This is a genomic window from Streptomyces sp. NPDC020845, assembly GCF_044334165.1.
Classification (GTDB): Bacteria; Actinomycetota; Actinomycetes; order Streptomycetales; family Streptomycetaceae; genus Streptomyces.
In genome coordinates this window covers 116,739-139,131 of sequence record NZ_JBIRSJ010000022.1, presented here as the reverse complement: position 1 = coordinate 139,131, position 22,393 = coordinate 116,739, and the positions used below count along the sequence as shown (strand labels likewise).

General features: G+C 68.8%; 18 protein-coding genes and 7 tRNA genes. 15 read left to right on the top strand and 10 right to left on the bottom strand.

The genetic code is table 11. The annotated features are described in order from the left end of the window. The first annotated feature begins 94 nt into the window (after positions 1–94). The 5 genes from ACH4U7_RS44845 (at position 95) to ACH4U7_RS44825 (ending at position 2,678) form a co-directional block, all read left to right on the top strand. Entirely contained in the window at positions 95–1,792 is a 1,698-nt protein-coding gene (locus ACH4U7_RS44845; protein WP_398533533.1) for a recombinase family protein, read from the top strand. A gap of 112 nt (positions 1,793–1,904) precedes the next feature. Further along, entirely contained in the window at positions 1,905–2,255 is a 351-nt protein-coding gene (locus tag ACH4U7_RS44840; RefSeq protein ID WP_398533532.1) for a metallopeptidase family protein, read from the top strand. A gap of 159 nt (positions 2,256–2,414) precedes the next feature. Further along, positions 2,415–2,487, top strand: a tRNA-Glu gene (locus tag ACH4U7_RS44835). Between the two features lie 38 nt (positions 2,488–2,525). Next, a tRNA-Asp gene (locus ACH4U7_RS44830) sits at positions 2,526–2,600 on the top strand. A gap of 4 nt (positions 2,601–2,604) precedes the next feature. Continuing rightward, a tRNA-Phe gene (locus ACH4U7_RS44825) sits at positions 2,605–2,678 on the top strand. An 89-nt stretch (positions 2,679–2,767) separates the two neighbouring features. On the opposite strand, the gene ACH4U7_RS44820 is transcribed toward ACH4U7_RS44825, so the two are convergent. Both ACH4U7_RS44820 and ACH4U7_RS44815 read right to left on the bottom strand, forming a co-directional pair. Further along, positions 2,768–3,211 (bottom strand): MscL family protein, encoded by a 444-nt coding sequence (locus tag ACH4U7_RS44820; RefSeq protein WP_398533531.1) that lies wholly within the window; start codon positions 3,209–3,211, stop codon positions 2,768–2,770. Between the two features lie 78 nt (positions 3,212–3,289). Further along, positions 3,290–4,414: an ABC transporter permease gene (locus ACH4U7_RS44815; protein WP_398533530.1), complete on the bottom strand. Its 1,125-nt coding sequence runs from the start codon at positions 4,412–4,414 to the stop codon at positions 3,290–3,292. 111 nt (positions 4,415–4,525) lie between these two features. Here ACH4U7_RS44815 and hrpA point away from each other — a divergent pair, with 111 nt between their 5' ends. The 3 genes from hrpA to ACH4U7_RS44800 all read left to right on the top strand — a co-directional run bounded on the left by hrpA (position 4,526) and on the right by ACH4U7_RS44800 (position 9,140). Next, positions 4,526–8,458, top strand: coding sequence for an ATP-dependent RNA helicase HrpA (hrpA, locus tag ACH4U7_RS44810; protein WP_398533529.1), 3,933 nt, complete (start codon positions 4,526–4,528; stop codon positions 8,456–8,458). 293 nt (positions 8,459–8,751) lie between these two features. After that, positions 8,752–8,826 (top strand) — tRNA-Asp (locus tag ACH4U7_RS44805). 119 nt (positions 8,827–8,945) lie between these two features. After that, positions 8,946–9,140, top strand: coding sequence for a DUF6274 family protein (locus tag ACH4U7_RS44800; protein ID WP_398533528.1), 195 nt, complete (start codon positions 8,946–8,948; stop codon positions 9,138–9,140). Positions 9,141–9,595: 455 nt separating this feature from the next. On the opposite strand, the gene bldC is transcribed toward ACH4U7_RS44800, so the two are convergent. Together bldC and ACH4U7_RS44790 are read right to left on the bottom strand one after the other, a co-directional pair. Beyond that, entirely contained in the window at positions 9,596–9,802 is a 207-nt protein-coding gene (gene bldC, locus ACH4U7_RS44795) for a developmental transcriptional regulator BldC (protein ID WP_003949541.1), read from the bottom strand. 649 nt (positions 9,803–10,451) lie between these two features. Next, positions 10,452–11,297 (bottom strand): hypothetical protein, encoded by an 846-nt coding sequence (locus ACH4U7_RS44790; RefSeq protein WP_398533527.1) that lies wholly within the window; start codon positions 11,295–11,297, stop codon positions 10,452–10,454. A gap of 203 nt (positions 11,298–11,500) precedes the next feature. Here ACH4U7_RS44790 and ACH4U7_RS44785 point away from each other — a divergent pair, with 203 nt between their 5' ends. Both ACH4U7_RS44785 and ACH4U7_RS44780 read left to right on the top strand, forming a co-directional pair. Next, the gene (locus ACH4U7_RS44785; RefSeq protein ID WP_398533526.1) at positions 11,501–12,655 is read left to right on the top strand and encodes a Leu/Phe/Val dehydrogenase; all 1,155 of its coding nucleotides are present in this window, start codon (positions 11,501–11,503) and stop codon (positions 12,653–12,655) included. Positions 12,656–13,071: 416 nt separating this feature from the next. Beyond that, a complete protein-coding gene (locus tag ACH4U7_RS44780; protein ID WP_014178315.1) occupies positions 13,072–13,332 on the top strand; it encodes a DUF3073 domain-containing protein in 261 nt (86 codons plus the stop codon). 126 nt (positions 13,333–13,458) lie between these two features. Here the strand turns inward: ACH4U7_RS44780 and purM are convergent, their stop codons facing one another. The 3 genes from purM to ACH4U7_RS44765 all read right to left on the bottom strand — a co-directional run bounded on the left by purM (position 13,459) and on the right by ACH4U7_RS44765 (position 17,241). Further along, positions 13,459–14,541 carry a phosphoribosylformylglycinamidine cyclo-ligase gene (purM, locus tag ACH4U7_RS44775; protein WP_398533525.1) on the bottom strand — a complete coding sequence of 361 codons (1,083 nt, stop codon included), beginning with the start codon at positions 14,539–14,541 and terminating at the stop codon, positions 13,459–13,461. A gap of 155 nt (positions 14,542–14,696) precedes the next feature. Then, on the bottom strand, positions 14,697–16,256 hold the full coding sequence (purF, locus tag ACH4U7_RS44770) for an amidophosphoribosyltransferase (RefSeq protein WP_398533524.1): 1,560 nt from the start codon (positions 16,254–16,256) through the stop codon (positions 14,697–14,699). Between the two features lie 196 nt (positions 16,257–16,452). Next, complete coding sequence (locus ACH4U7_RS44765) at positions 16,453–17,241, bottom strand: sterol carrier family protein (protein WP_398533523.1); 789 nt, start codon at positions 17,239–17,241, stop codon at positions 16,453–16,455. Between the two features lie 131 nt (positions 17,242–17,372). Between ACH4U7_RS44765 and ACH4U7_RS44760 the strand changes: the two genes are divergently transcribed. Then, positions 17,373–17,768 (top strand): nuclear transport factor 2 family protein, encoded by a 396-nt coding sequence (locus ACH4U7_RS44760; protein ID WP_398533522.1) that lies wholly within the window; start codon positions 17,373–17,375, stop codon positions 17,766–17,768. A 152-nt stretch (positions 17,769–17,920) separates the two neighbouring features. Here the strand turns inward: ACH4U7_RS44760 and purL are convergent, their stop codons facing one another. The 3 genes from purL to purS form a co-directional block, all read right to left on the bottom strand. Beyond that, the gene (gene purL / locus ACH4U7_RS44755; RefSeq protein ID WP_398533521.1) at positions 17,921–20,170 is read right to left on the bottom strand and encodes a phosphoribosylformylglycinamidine synthase subunit PurL; all 2,250 of its coding nucleotides are present in this window, start codon (positions 20,168–20,170) and stop codon (positions 17,921–17,923) included. An 85-nt stretch (positions 20,171–20,255) separates the two neighbouring features. Continuing rightward, a complete protein-coding gene (gene purQ / locus ACH4U7_RS44750) occupies positions 20,256–20,936 on the bottom strand; it encodes a phosphoribosylformylglycinamidine synthase subunit PurQ (protein WP_398533520.1) in 681 nt (226 codons plus the stop codon). Beyond that, entirely contained in the window at positions 20,933–21,220 is a 288-nt protein-coding gene (gene purS, locus ACH4U7_RS44745; RefSeq protein WP_089504656.1) for a phosphoribosylformylglycinamidine synthase subunit PurS, read from the bottom strand. Before purS ends, purQ begins: the two co-directional genes overlap by 4 nt. A gap of 307 nt (positions 21,221–21,527) precedes the next feature. Between purS and ACH4U7_RS44740 the strand changes: the two genes are divergently transcribed. From ACH4U7_RS44740 to ACH4U7_RS44725, 4 genes are all read left to right on the top strand, one after another. Then, a complete protein-coding gene (locus ACH4U7_RS44740) occupies positions 21,528–21,845 on the top strand; it encodes an Lsr2 family protein (RefSeq protein WP_385629505.1) in 318 nt (105 codons plus the stop codon). Positions 21,846–21,953: 108 nt separating this feature from the next. Then, positions 21,954–22,025, top strand: a tRNA-Gly gene (locus tag ACH4U7_RS44735). An 80-nt stretch (positions 22,026–22,105) separates the two neighbouring features. Beyond that, positions 22,106–22,177, top strand: a tRNA-Gly gene (locus ACH4U7_RS44730). Positions 22,178–22,254: 77 nt separating this feature from the next. After that, positions 22,255–22,330, top strand: a tRNA-Gly gene (locus ACH4U7_RS44725). Positions 22,331–22,393 lie beyond the last annotated feature (63 nt).

Sequence of the window (22,393 nt, the reverse complement as noted above, 5' to 3'; positions counted from 1 at the left end):
TAGCCGAGCGCGTGCAGCCGTTCGTCGTCGCACGTCTCGTCGAACCACGAACACGCTTACGATGAGCTACAGCGAGTAACGACAAGGGGGCTCTGTGTCACCACGCGAGGCATTCATCCGTACCGCTTCAGCAGCACTCAGGGCCATCCTGTACCTGCGCATATCGGACCTCACGGACACGTCCACCTCGATACCGCGTCAGGAGAAGACGGGCCGCTCGAAGGCGGACGATCTCAGCGCAGACGTCGTGAAGGTCTTCAAGGACGTGGCCAAGTCGGGCTACCACACGTACGTGGACCGCCCTGACTGGGAAGCCTCACTGACCATGCTCCGCGAGCGCCTGGCGGACGTGCTGATCGTCTTCAAGGTGGATCGCGCCACGCGCCAGGGCATCCTGCAGGCGTCGGAGATCATCCGCGTCGTCTACGAGACGGGATGCCGCTTCATCTCCATCGCGGACGGCATCGACTCCGAGAACGAGGGGTGGGAGCTTCAGCTCACGATCGCTGCTCACCAGGCGCACCAAGAGTCCAAAAACGCAGCCACCCGAGTGGCTGACCTGCGGGCCGACGAGCGGGATGCGGGCCGCTGGATGGGTTCACGCCCGTACGGCTTCCTGGTCACCTCGGAGCGAAAGTTGGAGCTGCACAAGGAGGAGGCGGAGGTCATACGGGCCATCTCTCGCAAGCTCCTCAACGGTGAGTCTTTGCGGTCGGTCACGGCACGGATCAACTCAGAGGGCCACGACTCTCCGCGCTGGGCGAGCCGCAAGATCCGCATTGCCCAGTTGGAGGCCAAGGGCGAACCGCTCAAGGCCCAGAAGCTCCGGGAGAAGCCGCTCAAGGACCCGAATTCCTGGTCCTGGCCTGTGGTCCGGAACATGATCCTTTCACCGCTCATGACGGGCTACCTGCCACACAAGGGCGAGATCTACCGTCACTCGCGCACGGGCGAGATGGTCCGGGTCGGCCCCGAGATCATCTCCCTCGCGGACTACACCCGCCTCCGGGCGATGTTCGGCACCCGCGTTCCGGTGCACTGGACTCGCGACGCAACACCGGGCAGTAAGTCAAAGGACACAGGGCGAGCCGTGACGGGACTCCTCTCGGACATCCTGTACTGCGGGGAGTGCGGGGCCCGCATGTCGTACGACGCGTACTGGATCCGGAACGGAAAACCCTGGCCGCGCTACCGCTGCTCACGCCGCCAGATGAGCGGCAGGTGCCCCGGAACTCTCATGAAGGGCGACCACGCCGACGCGCTGGTGACCGATGCCTTGGTGGGCCACCTCGCGGCCCTGGAGGACGACGCCCCAGCGCTGCTGGCCATCGCGGAACGCTGGGCGGACCTGCGACATCCGGAGCGACGGGCGCAATGGCAGGAGCTGGAAACCCGCATTCAGAGTGAAGAGGAGTTCCTGGACCGCTTGGAGGAGGAGAAGCTGAATGGCCTGTTCCGGGGCAAGCATGGCGAGGAGCGGTTCCGGCGCCGTTATGACGCCAGTAACGAGCGGTTGGAGCAGTACGAGGTGGAACTTGCCGCTCTGCCCAGCGCTCAGACCCTGGACATCACGTTTCTGCGCGAGGCGGAGCTGTTCACCGAGGCGTGGCAAGCCTGGCCGCTCAGCGAGAAGCGCGAGATCCTGCGGCTCAAACTCAACCGGGTCTGGCTCTTCAAGGCCCCCACGTCGGGTGTGAAGCCCTCCCTGGGCCGCTTCCGATTCTGGTGGGTAGGTGAGGAGGAGCCAGCTGACATCGGCGTACCCCGCACACTCCCCAGCGGCGACGCGTAGCCCGTCCCCGACAGGGTTTGCAAGGTGCATGGGCCGCCGGCCAGATATGTTCCCGTGGCGCATGGGCGGCCTCTGCATACCCCTTCACGCGCCCGTCCCTGACAATGGCTGTGTGCTGGAGATGACGCGCGAGGCGTTCGAAGAGCTGGTGAGTGAGGCCCTGGACCAGATCCCGCCGGAGCTGACGCGGGTCATGGACAACGTGGCCGTGTTCGTGGAAGAAGAACCCGACCCGTCCGCCCCTGAGCTGCTGGGCCTCTACGAGGGGACACCGCTCACGGAGCGCGGCGAGTGGTACGCCGGGGTCTTGCCAGACCGGATCACCGTCTACCGGGGCCCGACCCTGCGCTACTGCGAGACGCCGGAAGACGTGGTGCAGGAGGTGGCCGTGACGGTCGTGCACGAGGTGGCGCACCACTTCGGCATCGAGGACGAACGGCTCCACGAGCTGGGGTGGGGCTGACCCACCGGCGGCAGGGCCAGCCGTCACCTCCCTGCCGAGAACAGCCCAGGGGCGCGCCCGACACCCGCATCCTCGGAAACCGTTTTGGCGAACCTCACCGGCATCCCATATGCTTCTCACGTCCCCGACGGCGCCGGAAGGCGCCCAGGTGGGCCATCAGCCCTCATCGTCTAGTGGCCCAGGACGCCGCCCTTTCAAGGCGGTAGCACGGGTTCGAATCCCGTTGGGGGCACGCAACACCATGTGCGAGACTAGAGCTCGCACAAGCTTGGTCCTGTGGAGCAGTTTGGAGTGCTCGCCACCCTGTCAAGGTGGAGGCCGCGGGTTCAAATCCCGTCAGGACCGCTGCGGCTGGGTAGCTCAGTTGGTACGAGCGTCCGCCTGAAAAGCGGAAGGTCGCCGGTTCGACCCCGGCCCCAGCCACCGCAGCCCGTCAAGGGCGTACACCCCCTCCGGGATCTCCTGGAGGGGGTGTTCTCGTATCGGCCTGCCGCCCGTCAGTCCGCTGCCTGTCAGCCCGCTGCCCGCTCGGGCGTCGCCGGTTGATCGGTTCCGCAGTATCGGCACTTGGCGGCGGCTTCCGGGATGTCGGCGGAGAGGCAGGCCGGGCAGGTTTTGACGGGCGCGGGATCGCCGAACACGGTGACTCCGCGGCGCGTCTGGATCGCCTTGTACGGGAGGACGATCACGAAGTAGACCACCGCCATGAAGATGACGAAGTAGATCAGGGCGGAGATGAACGAGCCGACATTGAGGTAGGTGGACTTGTTCCCGGCCTGACCGAGCTGCCAGCCGAGGCCGGCCGACTTGCCGCCTTGGGCGCGGGCGATGATCGGATTGATGACGTTGTCGGTGAACGCCAGGATCAAGGTGGAGAACGCCAGGGCGATGATCAGCCCCACCGCCACCATGATGACGTCACCACGCATCAGAAAGTTCTTGAAGCCCTTGAGCATGCTCCCAGGACAGTCGATCTTGGATGGGCCGACAACCGGAACTGCTCCGAGTGGCGGACCGCCCCAGCGGCTACAGCGTCAGCGGTCATCGGGCCGGCGTACCGGTGTTTCGCGGCCGCCGGGGTGGCGGTGGCGCCAGGTCCAGAAGACGGCGCAGCTCAGCAGGGACCATCCGGCCAGCACCAGGAACGGGAAGGCGTGCTGGTACTCGCGGAAGTAGACCGCGGTGTGCTGCGCGTTGACGGAGGCGCCCGGGGGCAGCCAGCGGCCGATGTGGCCGAGGAGCGAGGGCAGCAGGGGCCAGGAGACCGCGCCGCCGGAGGAGGGGTTGCCGAGGAGCACCATCAGGCCCCAGGTCGGGATGAGCGACCACCGTCCGAAGAGGACGTTGAACATGGAGAAGACCATCCCGGAGGTGAACATCGTCAGCGCCAGGATCATCCAGGACTCCACGAAGGGCAGGTCGACCGCGCCGAGGCCCCAGTCGACGATGGCCGCGATCGCGAAGCCGCCGAGCAGCGCGTACGCGATGGTGAAGGCGATCCGCTCCGCCGGTTCGAGGGCCCGGGCGTTCACGCTCAGCTGGATGGCGCCGATGAAGCCGATGACCACCGCGGCGAGCGAGATATAGAAGATCGCGAGCCCGCGCGGATCGCCCGGCTGCAGCGGGTTCACGTCCCTGACCAGGACCGGTACCCCCAGCGCCCGGCCCACCTTCGGCCCGGCCGCGGTCAGCACCTGCGCCACCGACGAGCCCGAGGCGCTGGAGACGTCCATGCCCACGCCGCGGCCGTGCGGCCGGAGCACCGCGAAGACGGTCTGCTGGTCGACGGCCTCCAGGGCGCGCTGGTAGGTGGGGTAGACATGCAGCCGGAGCGAGGCATCGAGGGCCTTTTCCATGCCGGCGACGAAAGCCTTCTCGGTAGGGGTGCCGGGGACCACGACGGCGGTGGGGATGCGGTGCGGGGTGGGGTTGGCGAAGGCGTAGGTGTACGAGCCGGCGAAGAGGCCCGCGCCCGCGGCGATGATCACTACGACGACCGTCGCGGGGAAGTACGGAGAGTGTCTGAAAGTCGACCACCAAGATCGGCTCCCCTTTCCCCGCCGCCCGCCCTGGGCCTGTTCCCGCTGCCCACCCTCGGCCTGCTCATGCCCGCCGTCCTTCCCCCCGTCGGCCGTGTCGTCGCTCGCCTCGTTGCCCATGAGGTCACGCTAGAACGGACATCGAGGACATACCTCTCGACGTGGCCTGGACAACACAGGACGGAAATAGGTTCGCCAGCCGTTTTCGAGAGGTGAGATCCTGGAGCCCGTATGTCCACCACGCCTGCCCCCGCCCTGTCCGCCCTGCTGGAGCGGCTGCCCGAGCTGATGCTGCACGACCAGCAGCGGCTGGGGCGCCGGCTCGACGGCACGCGCCGGATCCGTAAGCCCGAGGCCCGCGCGGCCGTGCTGGGCGAGATCGCCGATGACATCGAGCGGGCGGAGCTGCGGGTCGCCGACCGCCGCGCCGCCGTGCCCGCCGTCACTTACCCCGAAGAGCTGCCGGTCAGCCAGAAAAAGGACGACATCCTCGCCGCGGTCAGGGACCACCAGGTCGTGATCGTCGCGGGCGAGACCGGCTCCGGCAAGACCACCCAGATCCCCAAGATCTGTCTGGAGCTGGGCCGCGGCGTCAAGGGCCTGATCGGCCATACCCAGCCGCGCCGCATCGCGGCCCGTACGGTCGCCGAGCGCATCGCCGAGGAGCTGCGGTCGCCGCTGGGCGAGTCCGTCGGCTGGAAGGTCCGCTTCACCGACCAGGTGAGCCAGGACACCCACGTCAAGCTGATGACGGACGGCATCCTGCTGGCCGAGATCCAGACCGACCGCGAGCTGCGCCAGTACGACACGATCATCATCGACGAGGCCCATGAGCGCAGCCTCAACATCGACTTCCTGCTCGGCTATCTGGCCCAGCTGCTGCCCCGCCGCCCCGACCTCAAGGTCGTGATCACCTCCGCCACCATCGACCCCGAGCGCTTCTCCCGCCATTTCGGCGACGCGCCGATCGTCGAGGTCAGCGGCCGTACGTACCCGGTCGAGGTGCGCTACCGCCCGCTGCTCGAGGAGGGCGGCGAGGACAGCGACCGGGACCAGATCACCGCGATCTGCGACGCCGTGGACGAGCTTCAGGCCGAGGGCCCCGGCGACATCCTGGTCTTCCTCTCCGGGGAGCGGGAGATCCGGGACACCGCCGACGCGCTGAACAAGAAGCAGCTGCGGTCGACCGAGGTACTGCCGCTGTACGCGCGGCTGTCGCATGCCGAGCAGCACCGGGTCTTCCAGCGCCACGCCGGCCGCCGGATCGTCCTCGCCACCAACGTGGCGGAGACCTCGCTGACCGTCCCCGGCATCCGGTACGTGATCGACCCGGGCAGCGCCCGGATCTCCCGCTACAGCCACCGCACCAAGGTGCAGCGGCTGCCCATCGAGCCGATCTCCCAGGCCAGCGCCAATCAGCGCAAGGGCCGCTGCGGCCGTACCAGCGACGGCATCTGCGTCCGGCTGTACTCCGAGGACGACTTCCTGACCCGCCCGGAGTTCACCGACGCGGAGATCCTGCGGACCAATCTGGCCTCCGTCATCCTCCAGATGACCGCCGCCGGGCTCGGGGACATCGAGAAGTTCCCGTTCATCGACCCGCCGGACCGGCGCAACATCAAGGACGGCGTGCAGCTGCTGGAGGAGCTGCACGCGCTGGACGGCACGGAAAAGGACCCCCGCAAGCGGCTCACCCCGGTCGGGCGCAAACTCGCCCAGCTGCCCGTGGACCCGCGGCTGGCCCGGATGGTCCTGGAGGCCGACCGCAACGGCTGTGTCCGCGAGGTCATGGTGATCGCGGCGGCGCTGTCCATCCAGGACCCGCGCGAGCGGCCCGCCGACAAGCAGCAGCAGGCCGATCAGCAGCACGCCCGCTTCAAGGACGAGAGCAGCGACTTCCTGGCCTTCCTCAACCTGTGGAAGTACATCAGGGAGCGGCAGAAGGAGCTGTCGTCGTCCGCGTTCCGCCGGATGTGCCGCCAGGAGTTCCTGAACTACCTGCGCATACGCGAATGGCAGGACATCTACAGCCAGCTGCGTACGGTCGCCAAGACCATGAACATCGCCATCGAGCCGTCCGACCAGGACGCGGCGCCGGACCACATCCATACGTCGCTGCTGGCGGGGCTGCTGTCCCACCTCGGCCTGAAGGACACCGAGAAGAACGAGTACCTGGGCGCGCGCAGCGCCAAGTTCGCGGTCTTCCCCGGTTCCGCGCTCTTCAAGAAGCCGCCGCGCTGGGTCATGTCGGCCGAGCTCGTGGAGACCTCGCGGCTGTGGGCGCGGGTCAACGCGAAGATCGAGCCGGAGTGGATCGAACCGCTCGCCCAGCATCTGGTCAAGCGCACCTACAGCGAGCCCCACTGGGAGCAGAAGCAGGCGGCCGTGATGGCGTACGAGAGGGTCACGCTGTACGGCGTGCCGATCGTCGCCCAGCGGAAGGTGAATTACGGCCGGATCGACCCGGAGACCTGCCGGGATCTGTTCATCCGCAATGCCCTGGTGGAGGGCGACTGGCGCACGCACCACCAGTTCTTCCACGACAACCGCAAACTGCTGGGCGAGGTCGAGGAACTGGAACACCGCGCCCGGCGGCGCGACATCCTCGTGGACGACGAGACGCTGTTCGACTTCTACGATCAGCGGCTGCCCGAACACATCGTGTCCGGGGCGCATTTCGACTCCTGGTGGAAGCACAAACGCCGCGAAGAACCGGAGCTTCTCAACTTCGAGAAGTCGATGCTCATCAACGAGCGGGCGGCGGGCGTCACCAAGGACGCCTATCCGGACTCCTGGCGCCAGGGGAAGCTCAAGTTCAAGGTGACGTACCAGTTCGAGCCGGGTGCGGACGCGGACGGCGTCACCGTCCACATTCCGCTCCAGGTGCTCAACCAGGTCACCCCGGACGGCTTCGACTGGCAGATCCCGGGGCTGCGCGAGGACTTGGTGACCGAGCTGATCCGGTCGCTGCCCAAGCCCATCCGCCGCAATTACGTCCCGGCGCCGAACTACGCCCAGCGTTTTCTGGACACCACGGTCCCCCTACAGGAGCCGCTGACGGCCGCGCTCTCCCGCGAGCTCCAGCGGATGGTGGGGGTGCGGATCGACCCGGAGGACTGGGATCCGGACAAGGTCCCGGGCCACCTCAAGATCACCTTCCGGGTGGTCGACGAGCGGCGCCGCAAACTCGCTGAGGACAAGGACCTCGAGGCGCTGAAGCAACAGCTGAAGCCCAAGACCCGGGCCGCCATCTCCAAAGCCTTCGAGAGCTCCAAAGAGGGCGGCGGCATCGAGCAGCGCACCGGGCTCACCCAGTGGTCGGTAGGCACCCTTCCGCGCACCTTCGAGACCCGCCGCGCGGGCCAGCCCGTCAAGGCGTACCCGGCGCTCGTGGACGAGGGTGCCTCGGTGGCCGTACGGCTCTTCGACACCGAGGCCGAGCAGCGGCAGGCGATGTGGCGCGGCACCCGCCGGCTGATCCTGCTGGGGCTGCCCGCGAGCCCGGCCAAGTTCGCCCAGGGGCAGCTGTCAAACCAGGCCAAGCTGGCGCTCTCGCGCAGCCCGCACGGCAGCGTGCCGGCCCTCTTCGAGGACTGTGTCGCCGCCTCCGCCGACCGGCTGATCGCGGCGCGCGGCGGCCCGGCGTGGGACGAGGAGGGCTTCCGCAAGCTCTTCGACGGGGTTCGGGCCGACATCATGGACGCGACGCTGGACACCGTGCGGAAGGTCCAGGAGGTGCTGGCGGCCTGGCAGTCCTGTGAGCGGCGGCTGAAGGCCACCACGAGCCCCGTGCTGCTGGCGTCCCTCGCGGACGTCAAGGAGCAGCTGGCGGAGCTCATCAAGCCCGGTTTCGTGACCGAGCACGGGGTGCGCCGCCTCCCGGACCTCATGCGCTATCTGGTGGCCGTCGACCGGCGGTTGCAGCAGCTCCCGACCAACGCCGAGCGGGACCGCGCGCGGATGGCGAAGGTCAAGGAGATGCGGGACGAATACGCGTGGCTGCTGGAGCAGTTCCCGGCGGGCCGGCCGGTGCCTCAGGAGGCGCTGGAGATCCGCTGGATGATCGAGGAGCTGCGGGTGAGCTATTTCGCGCACGCCCTCGGCACCGCCTATCCGATCTCCGACAAGCGCATCGTGAAGGCCATCGACGCGGCGGCGCCGTAGCGGACGCGCCGTAGCGGGTGTGAGGGAGCGGGCGCGCGGCTCCCGGGCCATCCGGGCCGGGAGCCCTGGAAGGCGCTCAGACGGCCTCTGGGGCGCCTTTACGGGCGCCCCAGGGCTCGTTACGGGCCTCGGCGGGGCGCTGAGCCCCACCCCCGTACGGCGCCCCGTACGGAGCCCCGCTGAGCGCCCCGTACCGCCGCCGGGCGCGAGTTCGACCGCACCCCCTGACCTGCTGTAGAGTCTGTCTCCGCAGCGCACGAAAGAGCGCGGCAGCCAAACGGCGCAAGCCGTATGGTCCTGTGGAGCAGTTTGGAGTGCTCGCCACCCTGTCAAGGTGGAGGCCGCGGGTTCAAATCCCGTCAGGACCGCAGCGCGAAAGGCCCGGACCCGCACAGAGGTCCGGGCCTTTCGGCGTCTTGACGGCGGCACGTACCAGGGGTACCCAAGCTAGAAGGCGACATGGGGGCGCGCGCGGGAGGTACGGCTCATGACGACATCCGCGAGGCATGAAACCAGGGCGTTGCTCCGTGCGCATCTAGCGGCCGCCACGGGCTATCGCCACTTCACCCGGCACTGTCCTATCTGCCATCGACTGCTGCGGCTCGCCATGGAACCGGCGAGGGACGCGGCGGCGGATTCCCGATCCGCGGAGACCGATGGCGACTCGGCGACAACTCGGTAAGCCCTTACCGCAGTTGCCGAGCGCGCGACAAGTATTGTGCGGTGTGACGGGAGTCACCGAATGGGCTTGCGGCGTGAGGGAACTTACACCCGTCCTACAACAAGTCAATTTAATATGTGCAATTGCACCGCCCATCCAAGGCCCCGGAAGGCTTCCGGAATGGGCGATTCCGGGTCGACCCGCCCAGCCGTTCCAGCCCCCTCACAACGTCGCGCCACGGCGTGTTACCGGTGAGTCACCAAGCCCCCCTAGCACCCCGGCAGACCTGGGCGGACCTCGGCAGACACCACAAGCAGGGCATAAAAAGATCGCGCTGGACCCGGCGGAGTCCAGCGCGATCGACGACGCACCCATGTGTCGAGCGGGCGTGGGCCTGTTGGGGCAGGCGCCAGTCGTTTGGAGCCACGGGCGGGATTCCGACTGGGGGGCCGGAAAATGCCCGGTTAAGCGGTTGTTCAGGCCTCGCTGCGCTGCTGCGGGATGCCCGCCAGAAGCGCGCGGACCTCCGCTTCGCGGTAGCGCCGATGCCCTCCGAGCGTGCGGATGGACGTGAGCTTGCCTGCCTTGGCCCACCGCGTGACCGTCTTCGGGTCCACGCGGAACATCGTGGCAACCTCAGCCGGGGTCAGCAGCGGCTCGGCATCAGGGGTGCGAGCGGTCATGAGCGGCCTCCTCGGGAGAACCGAACCATCACGGTTCTTTCCTCTAAATTCTGCACCTTGACCCACGTTGCCCGAAATGGCGGACGCGGGCCGAGTCGGTTATAGGACGAACGGCTTGTCCTCGGCACTACAACTACACCATCTGTCCAGCCCCGTCGGCCAAACCGATGGAATTGCCCTCTCAGGTGTTCAACCTCGACGGAAGCCGATGGACCATGTCATAGCGGACAGTCACGCGGCCGTGACGATCAGTCACAACAGGATCAGGGGCAACAGACCCCGCCAAGGAGTGCAATACCGATGATTCCGCCCATAGTTGAGCGGAAGGAGGCCTTCCCGGACTCCTTGTCCTATTTTGACACGAGGGTGGGGGATTGCCGCAAGGCCCGAAGTCAGTGCTTTAGGTCACGATTGAGGCATAGGCCCGGATCGGGACCTACGTCCTGCCCGTCCAATGCTGTCCGGCTTAGCGGTCTTATCGGCCTCGCCGGGCTCGCCGTCGTTCGGCGGCTCCGCCGACCCTGTTGGTCTTCCGCGCATGCGCGCGCCATCGCCACGCCATCCCCGTGTCCCCGTGTCCCCGTTCAACCTGTATTCCTCGTGCGTCCCCGTGCGTCCCCGTGCCAGTGGCCCAGCCGAGCCGGCCGGCTCAGCTCGCGTTCTGACGGCCGCGGACCGCTGTCCAGCGCTCCGTCAGCCGCTGGTACACGCTCCCCGCCCGCTCCCCGTCCCCGTCGCGCAGCGCCGCGAGACCCTCCGCCACATCGGCGGCGGAACGGTCGTCGTCAAGCTGCCCCGGGGGCACCGCGTGCACCAGGCCGCCGTAGTCGAGCTCGACCAGCGAACGCGGATGGAATTCCTCGAGCCACCGACCAACATCTACCAGGCCGTCGATCAGTGGACCCTCACCAAGGCCATCTTTGAGCACCTTCAGTCCGCGCGCCACTCGACGCCTGGCCTGGACCATGGGGGTCCGGTAGCGGAGCAGCGGCCCGTGTTCGCCCTTGTAGCTTTTCTCGTATTCCCGCTCGTCGTCCGCGAAGAGCACGAACCAGCGCACCGGCACATGCCACGTCGCCGATCTGATCCACGGCCGGGCGTCCGGGTTGCGTTCCAGCCACTGCTCGTAGTCCGCCGCCGCCTGCCGGCGCACCATCGGGGGCAGCACGGCGTCCAGCAGCGACGCCGGGAACCGCTCGGTGAGCTCTTCCAGGGCCAGCCAGCCGCGCAGCCGGGTACGCCACGGACAGACGCAGGTGACCCCGTCCACGACCGCCACAAAGGCGTCGCTGCTCTCGTGCACGGGCACCGCCACGGGCGGCACCGGCAGCAGGTCGGCCAGCGAGCGCCGCAGCTCGTCCTGGACGCCCGGGAGATCGTCCCGCTTGGCGTAACGTGCCCAGTGGGAGCGTTCGGGCTCGGGAAAGGCCGCCAGCGGCTCGTAGACCCTCAGGTACGCCGCGTACGGGACAACCACCGATGACGCCAGGGTCACGCGCGCTCCCTCAAGGCCGACGAGACGGTCCGCCGGGGGCTGCTTGTCCCCGGCTGCCCGCATCGTCCCACGCCCGTCCCGGGCGCTCGCCGCCCCCCATCGGGACTCGGCACGGACCGTGCCGTTCCGAGCCGACCCCAAGGGCTTACGCTCTTGCCCACCGGCCCTCCCCACCAGCAAGGAGGGCGTCCACAACGCGGCATATGGGAGTCACCACAGTGACCGACGTACGTCATACCGTCAGCGTCGACGGTCCGACGGGCAGCGCAGTACCCGATTCTTCGTCCGCCCTCACCACGCTCTTCGCCTCCGATCAGGGCGGCCATGAGCAGGTCCTGCTCTGCCAGGACCGCGCGAGCGGCCTGAAGGCCGTCATCGCCATCCACTCGACCGCCCTGGGCCCGGCCCTCGGCGGCACCCGCTTCCACGCCTACCCCTCCGAGACGTGCCCCGAAGAAGCGGCCGTCATGGACGCGCTCAACCTCGCCCGCGGCATGTCCTACAAGAACGCGCTGGCCGGGCTCGACCACGGCGGCGGCAAGGCCGTGATCATCGGCGACCCGGAGCAGATCAAGACCGAGGAGCTGCTGCTGGCCTACGGCCGCTTCGTGGCCTCCCTCGGCGGCCGCTACGTCACCGCCTGCGACGTCGGCACCTATGTCGCCGACATGGACGTCGTCGCCCGCGAATGCCCCTGGACCACCGGCCGCTCCCCCGAGGCCGGCGGCGCGGGCGACTCCTCCGTGCTCACCGCCTACGGCGTCTTCCAGGGCATGCGGGCCAGCGCCCAGGCGTCCTGGGGCGCGCCCACGCTGCGCGGCCGCCGGGTCGGCATCGCGGGCGTCGGCAAGGTCGGCCACCATCTCGTCGCCCACCTGCTGGAGGACGGTGCCGAGGTCGTGGTCACCGATGTGCGGGCCGAGTCGGTCGAGCGGGTCCGCGTCCGCCACCCCGAGGTGACGGCCGTCGCGGACACCGACGCCCTGATCCGGTCCGACCTCGACGTCTACGCTCCGTGCGCGCTCGGCGGCGCCCTCGACGACGCCACCGTGCCCGCGCTGACGGCGCGCGTGGTGTGCGGGGCCGCCAACAACCAGCTGGCCCACCCCGGGGTCGAGAAGGACCTCGCCGACCGCGGGATCCTGTACGCCCCGGACTACGTGGTGAACGCAGGCGGTGTGATCCAGGTCGCGGACGAACTGCACGGTTTCGACTTCGACCGGGCCAAGGCCAAGGCGGCAAAGATTTTCGACACGACTTTGGCCATATTCGATCGGGCACAGGCCGATGGAATTCCGCCCGCCGCGGCCGCCGACCGGCTGGCCGAACAGCGCATGGCCGAGGGCCGCCACGCCTAGGGCCTGTCTCAAAGTGTCCCCGACAGCCGCGCCCGAAGGGCGTACCGGGCCCCGGCACGGCCTCGCGCCGCCCGGGGCCCGCCCGGTGGTGCGGGGTTGTGTCCGGGGGCCCGTACGGAGCGCGTACGGGACGTATACAGGGCCGTACGGGGCCATCGGGGAGAGATCCCTCACGGCCCGTCGGCGGGTCGGCGTCCAGGACACGTTAAAATCGCAGCTGACCAGCGGGTACAGGGCTGCCCACCGGTTGTGCGACGTGGCACGTCATGCGGGCGACGTACCGTATGGCCACAGAAGCAGGTACCGTTGAAGCCCTACGGGCCGGGTTCTCTTTCGAGAGTCCGCTCTGAATTATGAACGTGAACGCGTGTCAAGACTCTGGGGCCGTCGAGCCCCGTCGTTGAGGGGGTCGAGCCATGGGGCGCGGCCGGGCCAAGGCCAAGCAGACGAAGGTCGCCCGCCAGCTGAAGTACAACAGCGGTGGGACTGACCTCTCACGCCTGGCTGAGGAGCTGGGCGCATCGCCATCGAACCAGCCGCCGAATGGCGAGCAATTCGAAGACGATGAGCTGGACAACGACCCGTACGCACAGTACGCGGATCTGTACAACGACGACGAGGACGATGACGACGCCGACGAACAGTCGGGGCCGTCCGCACAACGTCGTCGCGCCTGACCATTCATTTCAGGTCGTTTCAGGCGCTCGGCTGCGAGCCGCACCTCCGCCGGTCCGGGGCATCCGCCTCGGACCGGCTTCTGTGCTGTCTTCACGGTCGGCGCCGTCTTCACGCTCGGCTCGCCGTCAGCTCGCGTAGTCGCCGGTCATGGACACGGCCTCGGCGTGCTCGGCGGTCCGCTCGACGATCTCGCCGCTGACCCATGCCTCGACGCCGCGGTCCGCGAGTGTGGCAAGCGCCACATCGACCGACTCCCCGGGCACGACGGCCATCATGCCGACGCCCATGTTCAGGGTCTTCTCCAGCTCCGCCCGCTCGACCGAGCCCGCGGTCCCGACCAGGCCGAAGACCGGGCCCGGGGTCCAGGTGGAGCGGTCGACCACCGCGTGCAGCCCGTCCGGGATGACCCGCGCCAGGTTGTTCGCGAGCCCGCCGCCGGTGATATGCGAGAAGGCGTGCACCTCGGTGGTCCGGGTGAGGGCCAGACAGTCCAGCGAGTAGATCCGGGTGGGCTCCAGCAACTCCTCCCCCAGCGTCCGGCCGAGCTCCGGAACCTCCCGGTCCAGCGACCAGCCGGCCCGCTCGAAGAGCACATGGCGGACGAGTGAGTACCCGTTCGAGTGAAGTCCGGACGACTCCATGGCGATCACGGCGTCACCCGTCCGGATACGATCCGCGCCCAGCACCCGGTCGGCCTCGACCACGCCCGTACCGGCGCCGGCCACATCGAACTCATCGGCGCCCAGCAGCCCCGGGTGCTCGGCGGTCTCGCCGCCCACCAGAGCGCAGCCCGCCAGCGCGCACCCCTCGGCGATGCCCTTGACGATGGCGGCGACCCGCTCCGGATACACCTTGCCGACACAGATGTAGTCGGTCATGAACAGCGGCTCGGCGCCGCAGACCACCAGGTCGTCCACGACCATGCCGACCAGGTCGCGGCCGATGGTGTCGTAGACCCCCATCCGGCGCGCCAGGTCCACCTTGGTGCCGACCCCGTCGGTGGCCGAGGCCAGCAGCGGCCGCTCGTAGCGCTTGAGGGCGGAGGCGTCGAAGAGCCCGGCGAAGCCGCCGAGGCCGCCCACGACCTCGGGGCGGGTGGCCTTCTTCACCCACTCCTTCATCAGCTCGACCGCGCGGTCGCCCGCCTCGATGTCGACGCCCGCGCTCGCGTACGTGGACCCGGCCGCGCCCGGGGAAGGCTCAGACATGACGTTGAGATCTTTCGTGTGGTGGTGAAAAGGGGGCTCTTAAGGCGCTCTCCGCGCGCACTGGGACGTACGGCCGCATTGGACGTCTGGTCGGCCCGGGGGCCGGCCCGCCCTACGACCGGCCGCCTACGGGCGACCGGCCGCCTGGGGGACGCCTAGGGACGCCGCAGCGCGTCCGCACCGCCGACGCCCGCGGTCAGGGTCGCCACACCGTCCGCGTCGCTGCGGACCGGAGCCTGCGTCTCGGCCTCCAGGAGGTGCTTGCCGAGCAGTTCGGGGTCCGGGAGCTCCATCGGGTACTCACCGTCGAAGCAGGCCCGGCACAGGTTCCCCTTGGCGATCGTGGTCGCCTCGATCATCCCGTCCGTGGAGATGTACGCGAGCGAGTCCGCGCCCAGCGACTTGCCGATCTCCTCGACCGACAGCCCGTTGGCGATCAGCTCGGCCCGGGTCGCGAAGTCGATGCCGAAGAAGCACGGCCACTTGATGGGCGGGCTGCTGATGCGGATGTGCACCTCCGCCGCCCCCGCCTCGCGCAACATCCGGACCAGCGCGCGCTGGGTGTTGCCGCGGACGATCGAGTCGTCGACGACCACCAGGCGCTTGCCCCGGATGACCTCCTTCAGCGGGTTCAGCTTGAGCCGGATACCCAGCTGGCGGATGGTCTGCGAGGGCTGGATGAAGGTCCGGCCCACATACGCGTTCTTGACCAGCCCCGAGCCGTACGGGATCCCGCTGGCCTCCGCGTAGCCCACGGCGGCCGGGGTGCCGGACTCCGGAGTGGCTATCACCAGGTCGGCGTCGGCCGGGGCCTCGGCGGCCAGCCGGCGGCCCATCTCCACCCGGGACAGATACACGTTCCGGCCGGCGATATCGGTGTCCGGGCGGGCCAGATAGACGTACTCGAAGACGCAGCCCTTGGGGCGCGGCTCCGCGAACATCGTCGAGCGCAGTCCGTTCTCGTCGATCGCGACCATCTCGCCGGGCTCGATCTCCCGGATGAACGAGGCGCCGCAGATGTCGAGGGCGGCGGTCTCGGAGGCCAGCACCCAGCCGCGCTCCAGGCGGCCGAGGACCAGCGGGCGGATGCCCTGCGGGTCACGGGCGCCGTAGAGGGTCTGCTCGTCCATGAAGACGAGGCTGAAAGCACCCTTGACGTCGGGCAGCACGATCGGGGCCGCCTGCTCGACGGTCAGCGCCTTGCCGTCCTCGTCGACCTGCCCCGCGAGCAGGGCGGTGACCAGGTCGGTGTCGTTGGTCGCGGCCACCTGGGTGGCGCGGCCGTTGTCCCGGGGCAGCGCCGCGACCATCTCGGCGAGCTGGGCGGTGTTGACCAGGTTTCCGTTGTGGCCCAGCGCAATCGAGCCATGGGCGGTCGCGCGGAAGGTCGGCTGCGCGTTCTCCCACACCGAGGCACCGGTGGTGGAGTAGCGGGCGTGACCGACCGCGATATGACCTTGGAGAGAGCTGAGGGAGGTCTCGTCGAAGACCTGGGAGACCAGGCCCATGTCCTTGAAGACCAGGATCTGGGAGCCGTTGCTCACCGCGATGCCCGCGGACTCCTGTCCGCGGTGCTGCAGTGCGTACAGCCCGAAATAGGTGAGTTTGGCGACCTCTTCGCCCGGAGCCCAGACTCCGAAGACGCCACAGGCGTCTTGGGGGCCCTTCTCTCCGGGGAGCAGGTCGTGGCTGAGTCGTCCGTCACCACGTGGCACGGCATCGAGTCTAGGCCAGTTCCGCGGCACCGCCGAACGAGGGACCGCCAGGGGGGCGTAAGTCACATTCCCGGAAGACCTTCCGGACCTTCCGGAAGGCCCCTTCGAACGCTCCCGCAGGCCCTCGGACGCCCTCGGACGCCCCCGGGCGCCTTCGGGCGACGCGGCCCGTCACGCCTTCTGGCGACGCGGCCCGTCAGCCCAGCAACGGCAGGTAGGGCGCGATATCGGCCCGCTCGCCGCTCGCCGTGACCTCGGCCTCCTCGACCGCCTCGGACCAGTCCAGACGGCCCGTGGCGAGGCGGATCCAGGTCAGCGGGGCCGTCTCGACGACGTTCGGGGGCGTGCCGCGGGTGTGCCGCGGGCCCTCGACGCACTGCACGACCGCGTACGGCGGGACGCGGACCTCGACCGAGCCCCCGGGCGCCTTCGCCGCGAGCGCGTCGGCGAGCAGGCGCGTGGCGGCGGCCAGGGCCTGGCGGTCGTACGGGAGGGAGGCGCCGAGCGCGGCCGCCAGGTCGTCGGTGTGCACGACCAGCTCGACACAGCGGGTGACGAGGAAGTCGTCCAGCCGTATCGCCCCCACCCGGGCCGCCAGAAGCCGGTCGCCGGGGGCCTCGGGCACCAGCTCGGCGAAGCGCGCGGCGGCCCGGTCCAGCAGCTCGGCCGGCGCCGCGCTCGCCGCGAGCGATCGGGTGTCCTCGTCGATATCCCCGCCGAGCGCCGCCGTCGCGGCCACCCAGCCGGTGGCGGTGACCTCCCGCGCGGGCGGCGGGGGCTGTTCCAGATGGCGGGCGACCGCCCCCACGGCCATCGACAGATGCGCGACCAGCTCGCGGACCGTCCAGCCGCCGAGCCGGGTCGGCGCGCCCAGCCGCTCCTCGTCCAGGCCGCGCACCGCCTCCCGTACGTGCTCGAACTGCGCGGTCACGGCGGCGCGCGTCTTGGCCAGGTCATAGGTGCGGGCGCGGGCACGGGGCGGCATACGGCCGAGCTTATCGAGCAGCCCTGACAGGGGAGCCCCGAGAAGCCCCCGACGAACATGGACAGCCCGGGGACGGCGGCAGAGGATGGAAGAGAAGGCGAGAGAAATCAGCACGAAAGGCGTGAACCGCCATGGGTGAGCACCCGGATTGCGCCCTGATCCGCCGCGGCTACGACGCGTTCATCAGCGGCGACATGGACACCCTGGCCGGGCTGATGACCACCGACGTGACCCATCACGTCCCCGGCGAGAGCCTCATATCCGGACATCACAAGGGCCGCGAGGCCTGCGTCCAGCTGTACCGACGCCAGTACGACGTCACCGGCGGCACCCTGCGCGTCGAACTCGAGACGCTGGCGGCCGACGGGCGCGGGCATGTGATCTCCGTCCACCGGTGCCGCGCGGAGCGCGAGGACCGCGGCCTCGACATGAAGGACGGCATGTTCTTCACGATCGTCGGCGGGAAGATCAGCGACATTGACGAATGCCATGAGGACATCGACGCCTCGAACGCGTTCTGGAGCTGAGCGCCGCCGCCAAGAAGCGGCCCCGCTCCCTGTGTGACGGCAGGGAACGGGGCTTGTTTTATGCCTTGGGCGGGTCTATGCCTTGGGCGGGTCTATGCCTTAGGCGCGTTTATGTCTCAGGCGAGTTCTGTGCCTCAGGCGAGTTCTGTGCCTCAGGCGAGCAGGCCCGGGATCGTCGCCTCGTGGGCTTCCTTGAGCTCCGCCAGCGGGATGCCGAACTGGCCCTGGACGTCGATCGCGTCCCCGTCCACCACGCCGATCCGGGCCGCCGGAAGCCCCCGCGCCCCGCACATGTCGTTGAAGCGGACTTCCTCGCTGCGCGGAACGGCCACCACGGCCCGGCCCGCCGACTCCGACAGCAGGAAGACGAACGGGTCCATCCCGTCGGGTACGACGATCCGGGCGCCCTTGCCGCCGCGCAGACACGACTCGACGAGGGCCTGGATCAGACCGCCGTCGGACAGGTCGTGCGCCGCGTCGACCATGCCGTCGCGCGAGGCCGAGATCAGGATCTCGCCGAGCAGCCGCTCGCGCTCCAGGTCCACCTTCGGCGGCAGCCCGCCGAGGTGGTCATGGACGGTCTGCGACCAGGCCGAACCACCGAACTCCTCCTCGGTGTCGCCGAGCAGGTACAGCAGATGGCCCTCGTCCGCGAAGCCGATCGGGGTGCGGCGCGCCACATCGTCGATCACGCCGAGGACGGCGACGACCGGCGTCGGGTGGATGGCCACGTCCCCGGTCTGGTTGTAGAGGGAGACATTGCCGCCGGTGACCGGGGTGCCCAGGGTCAGACAGCCGTCGGCCAGGCCACGGGTGGCCTCGGCGAACTGCCACATGACCGCCGGGTCCTCGGGCGAGCCGAAGTTCAGGCAGTCGGAGATCGCCAGCGGCTTGGCGCCGGAGGCGGCGACATTGCGGTACGCCTCGGCGAGCGCCAGCTGCGCACCCGCGTACGGGTCGAGCTTGGCGTAGCGGCCGTTGCCGTCCGTGGCGACCGCGACGCCGAGGCCGGTCTCCTCGTCGATACGGACCATGCCGGAGTCCTCGGGCTGGGCGAGGACCGTGTTGCCCTGGACGAAGCGGTCGTACTGGTCGGTGATCCAGGACTTGGACGCCTGGTTCGGGGAGGAGACGACCTTGAGGATCTGCTCGCGCAGCTCGTCGGCGGTCGCCGGGCGCGGCAGCTTGTTCGCGTCGTCGGCCTGGAGCGCGTCCTGCCACTCCGGGCGGGCGTACGGACGCTCGTACACCGGGCCCTCGTGGGCGACCGTGCGCGGCGGGACGTCGACGATCTGCTCGCCGTGCCAGAAGATCTCCAGCCGCTCGCCCTCGGTGACCTCACCGATGACGGTGGCGATGACGTCCCACTTCTCGCAGATCTCCAGGAAGCGGTCGACCTTGCCGGGCTCGACGATCGCGCACATCCTTTCCTGCGACTCGCTCATGAGGATCTCCTCGGGCGAGAGGGTCGCGTCGCGCAGCGGCACCGTGTCCAGTTCGACCCGCATACCGCCGGAGCCGGCCGAGGCCAGCTCGCTGGTGGCGCAGGAGAGCCCGGCGCCGCCGAGGTCCTGGATGCCGGCGACCAGGTTCTCCTTGAAGATCTCCAGGGTGCACTCGATGAGCAGCTTCTCCTGGAAGGGGTCGCCGACCTGGACGGCGGGGCGCTTCGTCGGCTTTGTGTCATCGAAAGTCTCGGAGGCGAGCACGGAGACGCCGCCGATGCCGTCGCCGCCGGTGCGGGCGCCGTAGAGGATGACCTTGTTGCCCGTGCCCGAGGCCTTGGCGAGGTGGATGTCCTCGTGCTTCATCACGCCCACGCACAGCGCGTTGACCAGCGGGTTGCCCTGGTAGCAGGGGTCGAAGACGACCTCGCCGCCGATATTGGGCAGGCCCAGGCAGTTGCCGTAGCCGCCGATGCCCGCGACCACGCCGGGCAGCACCCGCTTGGTGTCGGGGTGGTCGGCGGCGCCGAAGCGCAGCGGGTCCATCACCGCGACCGGGCGGGCGCCCATGGCGAGGATGTCGCGGACGATGCCGCCCACGCCGGTGGCCGCGCCCTGGTACGGCTCGATATAGGAGGGGTGGTTGTGCGACTCGACCTTGAAGGTGACCGCATAGCCCTGGCCGACGTCGACCACGCCCGCGTTCTCGCCGATGCCGACGAGCAGCGCGTCGTTCTCGGGGGCCTTCTCGCCGAACTGCCGCAGATGGACCTTGCTCGACTTGTACGAGCAGTGCTCGGACCACATGACGGAGTACATGGCCAGCTCGGCGCCGGTCGGGCGGCGGCCGAGGATGGCGCGGATGCGCTCGTACTCGTCCTGCTTGAGGCCGAGCTCGGCCCAGGGCTGCTGGACGTCCGGAGTCTGCTCCGCGTGCTTGACGGTATCGAGGGTCACGCTCGGTCGCTCCTTCGCGCGATGTGGTTCTGCGTTCGCGGGCTGGGGCGCTCAGTCGCTCCCTCGGCTGTTCCGGCATCGAGGCTCATGCGTCGACCAGCTTCTTGAGGATCGAGGTGAAGAATCCGAGCCCGTCGGTGCGCCCGGTGCCGATCAGCGGCTCGACGGCGTGCTCGGGGTGCGGCATGAGGCCGACGACATTGCCCGCCTCGTTGGTGATGCCGGCGATGTCGCGCAGCGAGCCGTTCGGATTGAAGCCCATGTACCGGAAGGCGACGCGGCCCTCGGCTTCGAGTTCATCCAGAACCCGCTCGTCGGCCACATAGCGGCCGTCGATGTTCTTGAGCGGGATGTTGATCTCCTGGCCCTGCTCGTAGGAGCGGGTCCAGGCGGTCTCGGCGTTTTCCACTCGCAACTTCTGATCACGGCAGATGAAGTGCAGATGGTTGTTCCGCAGCATCGCACCGGGCAGCAGATGAGTCTCGGTGAGAACCTGGAAACCATTGCAGATGCCAAGTACGGGCATGCCCGCCTTAGCCTGCTCGATCACCGACTCCATTACCGGGGAGAAGCGGGAGATCGCTCCGGCCCGCAGATAGTCGCCATACGAGAAGCCGCCCGGCAGCACGACCGCGTCGACCTGCTTGAGGTCCTTGTCGCGGTGCCACAGCGGTACGGCCTCGAGACCGGCGACCCGGACCGCGCGCTGGGTGTCGCGGTCGTCGAGCGTGCCGGGGAAGGTGATGACTCCGACGCGTGCGGTCACGACTCCGCCCGCGCGGCGAGGGCGGCATCCGCGGCCTGGTCGGCCTCGATCCGCACGGTGAAGTCCTCGATCACGGTGTTGGCGAGGAAGGTCTCCGCGATCTCGCGGATACGGGCGAGGGCGGCGTCGTCGACCGGGCCCTCCACCTCGAGTTCAAAGCGCTTGCCCTGACGGACGTCGGCGATCCCCTCGAAACCGAGACGGGGCAGCGCGCGCTGCACCGCCTGTCCCTGGGGGTCGAGGATCTCCGGCTTGAGCATGACGTCGACTACGACGCGTGCCACTGGCACTCCCGGTGGTGTGGTGCTGGTGCGTAAGGCGGTTCGCCCAGCGTACCCCGGCCCAAAATCTACGCGAGTAGATCAGCCTCGCCTTCCGTCACGTTTAAGCATCGGCGCCACCATCCACTGGGGAAAGTTCCAGGAAAAACGTATGGTCCCGATTGCGGCGTGACACGCGGGCAGAATTAGTGGGGCTTCACAATGCATTGCTCGCCGCTGTACAAATGAAAAAGCATTGTTCACTAACAACAGGACAGCTGCCATCTTTGCACGTCAACGCATCGATGCAGCCCGAAAGGACCGATATCCCGTGGCGCAGCGCGTAGTAGTCACGCTCTCCGACGACATCGACGGGGGTCAGGCGGAGGAGACGGTCTCGTTCGGACTTGACGGCAAGGCGTACGAGATCGACCTCAACGCTGCCAATGCGGAGAAACTCCGCGGCCTTCTCGAGCCCTACGTGGAAGCCGGCCGCAAGCGGGCCCGCTCCGGCAAGGCGTACCGCCGCACCTCCGTCGCCCCCGACCCGGCCGCGGTCCGCGCCTGGGCCCGGTCGCACGGCATGGAGGTCCCGCCGCGCGGCCGGATCCCCAAGAAGGTCTACGAGGCGTTCAACGCATCGAACTGAGCGGCCACTGAGCGGCCTCCGCCGCCGAGTTGCACACCCACCCTGGTGATCCGCTAGAGTCTGGATCACGCCGAGGGGCGAGGCCGGAAGGCAAACCCCGAGGAACATGCGGGTGTAGCTCAGTAGTAGAGCGCCCTCTTTCCAAGAGGGAGGCGCAGTGTGCAATCCCTGTCACCCGCTCTCATCGCCTTACCGAACCACTCCGGTGGATCGGGTAGGGTGATGGACACGCCGATCGGCGAGAGCCGGTCGGATGCCATGCGGGTGTAGCTCAGTAGTAGAGCGCCCCCTTTCCAAGGGGGAGGCGCAGTGTGCAATCCCTGTCACCCGCTCTCATCATCGCCTCGACCACTTCGGTGGATGGGGTAGAGTGATGCCGCGCCGGTTGGTGAAAGCCAGTCGGATGCATGCGGACGTGGCTCAGTTGGTAGAGCATCACCTTGCCAAGGTGAGGGTCGCGAGTTCGAATCTCGTCGTCCGCTCCATGGCCTTGAGGCGCCGGTCGAATCGACCGGCGCCTCAAGGCTTTTATGGCCTCGTGGTCTCCC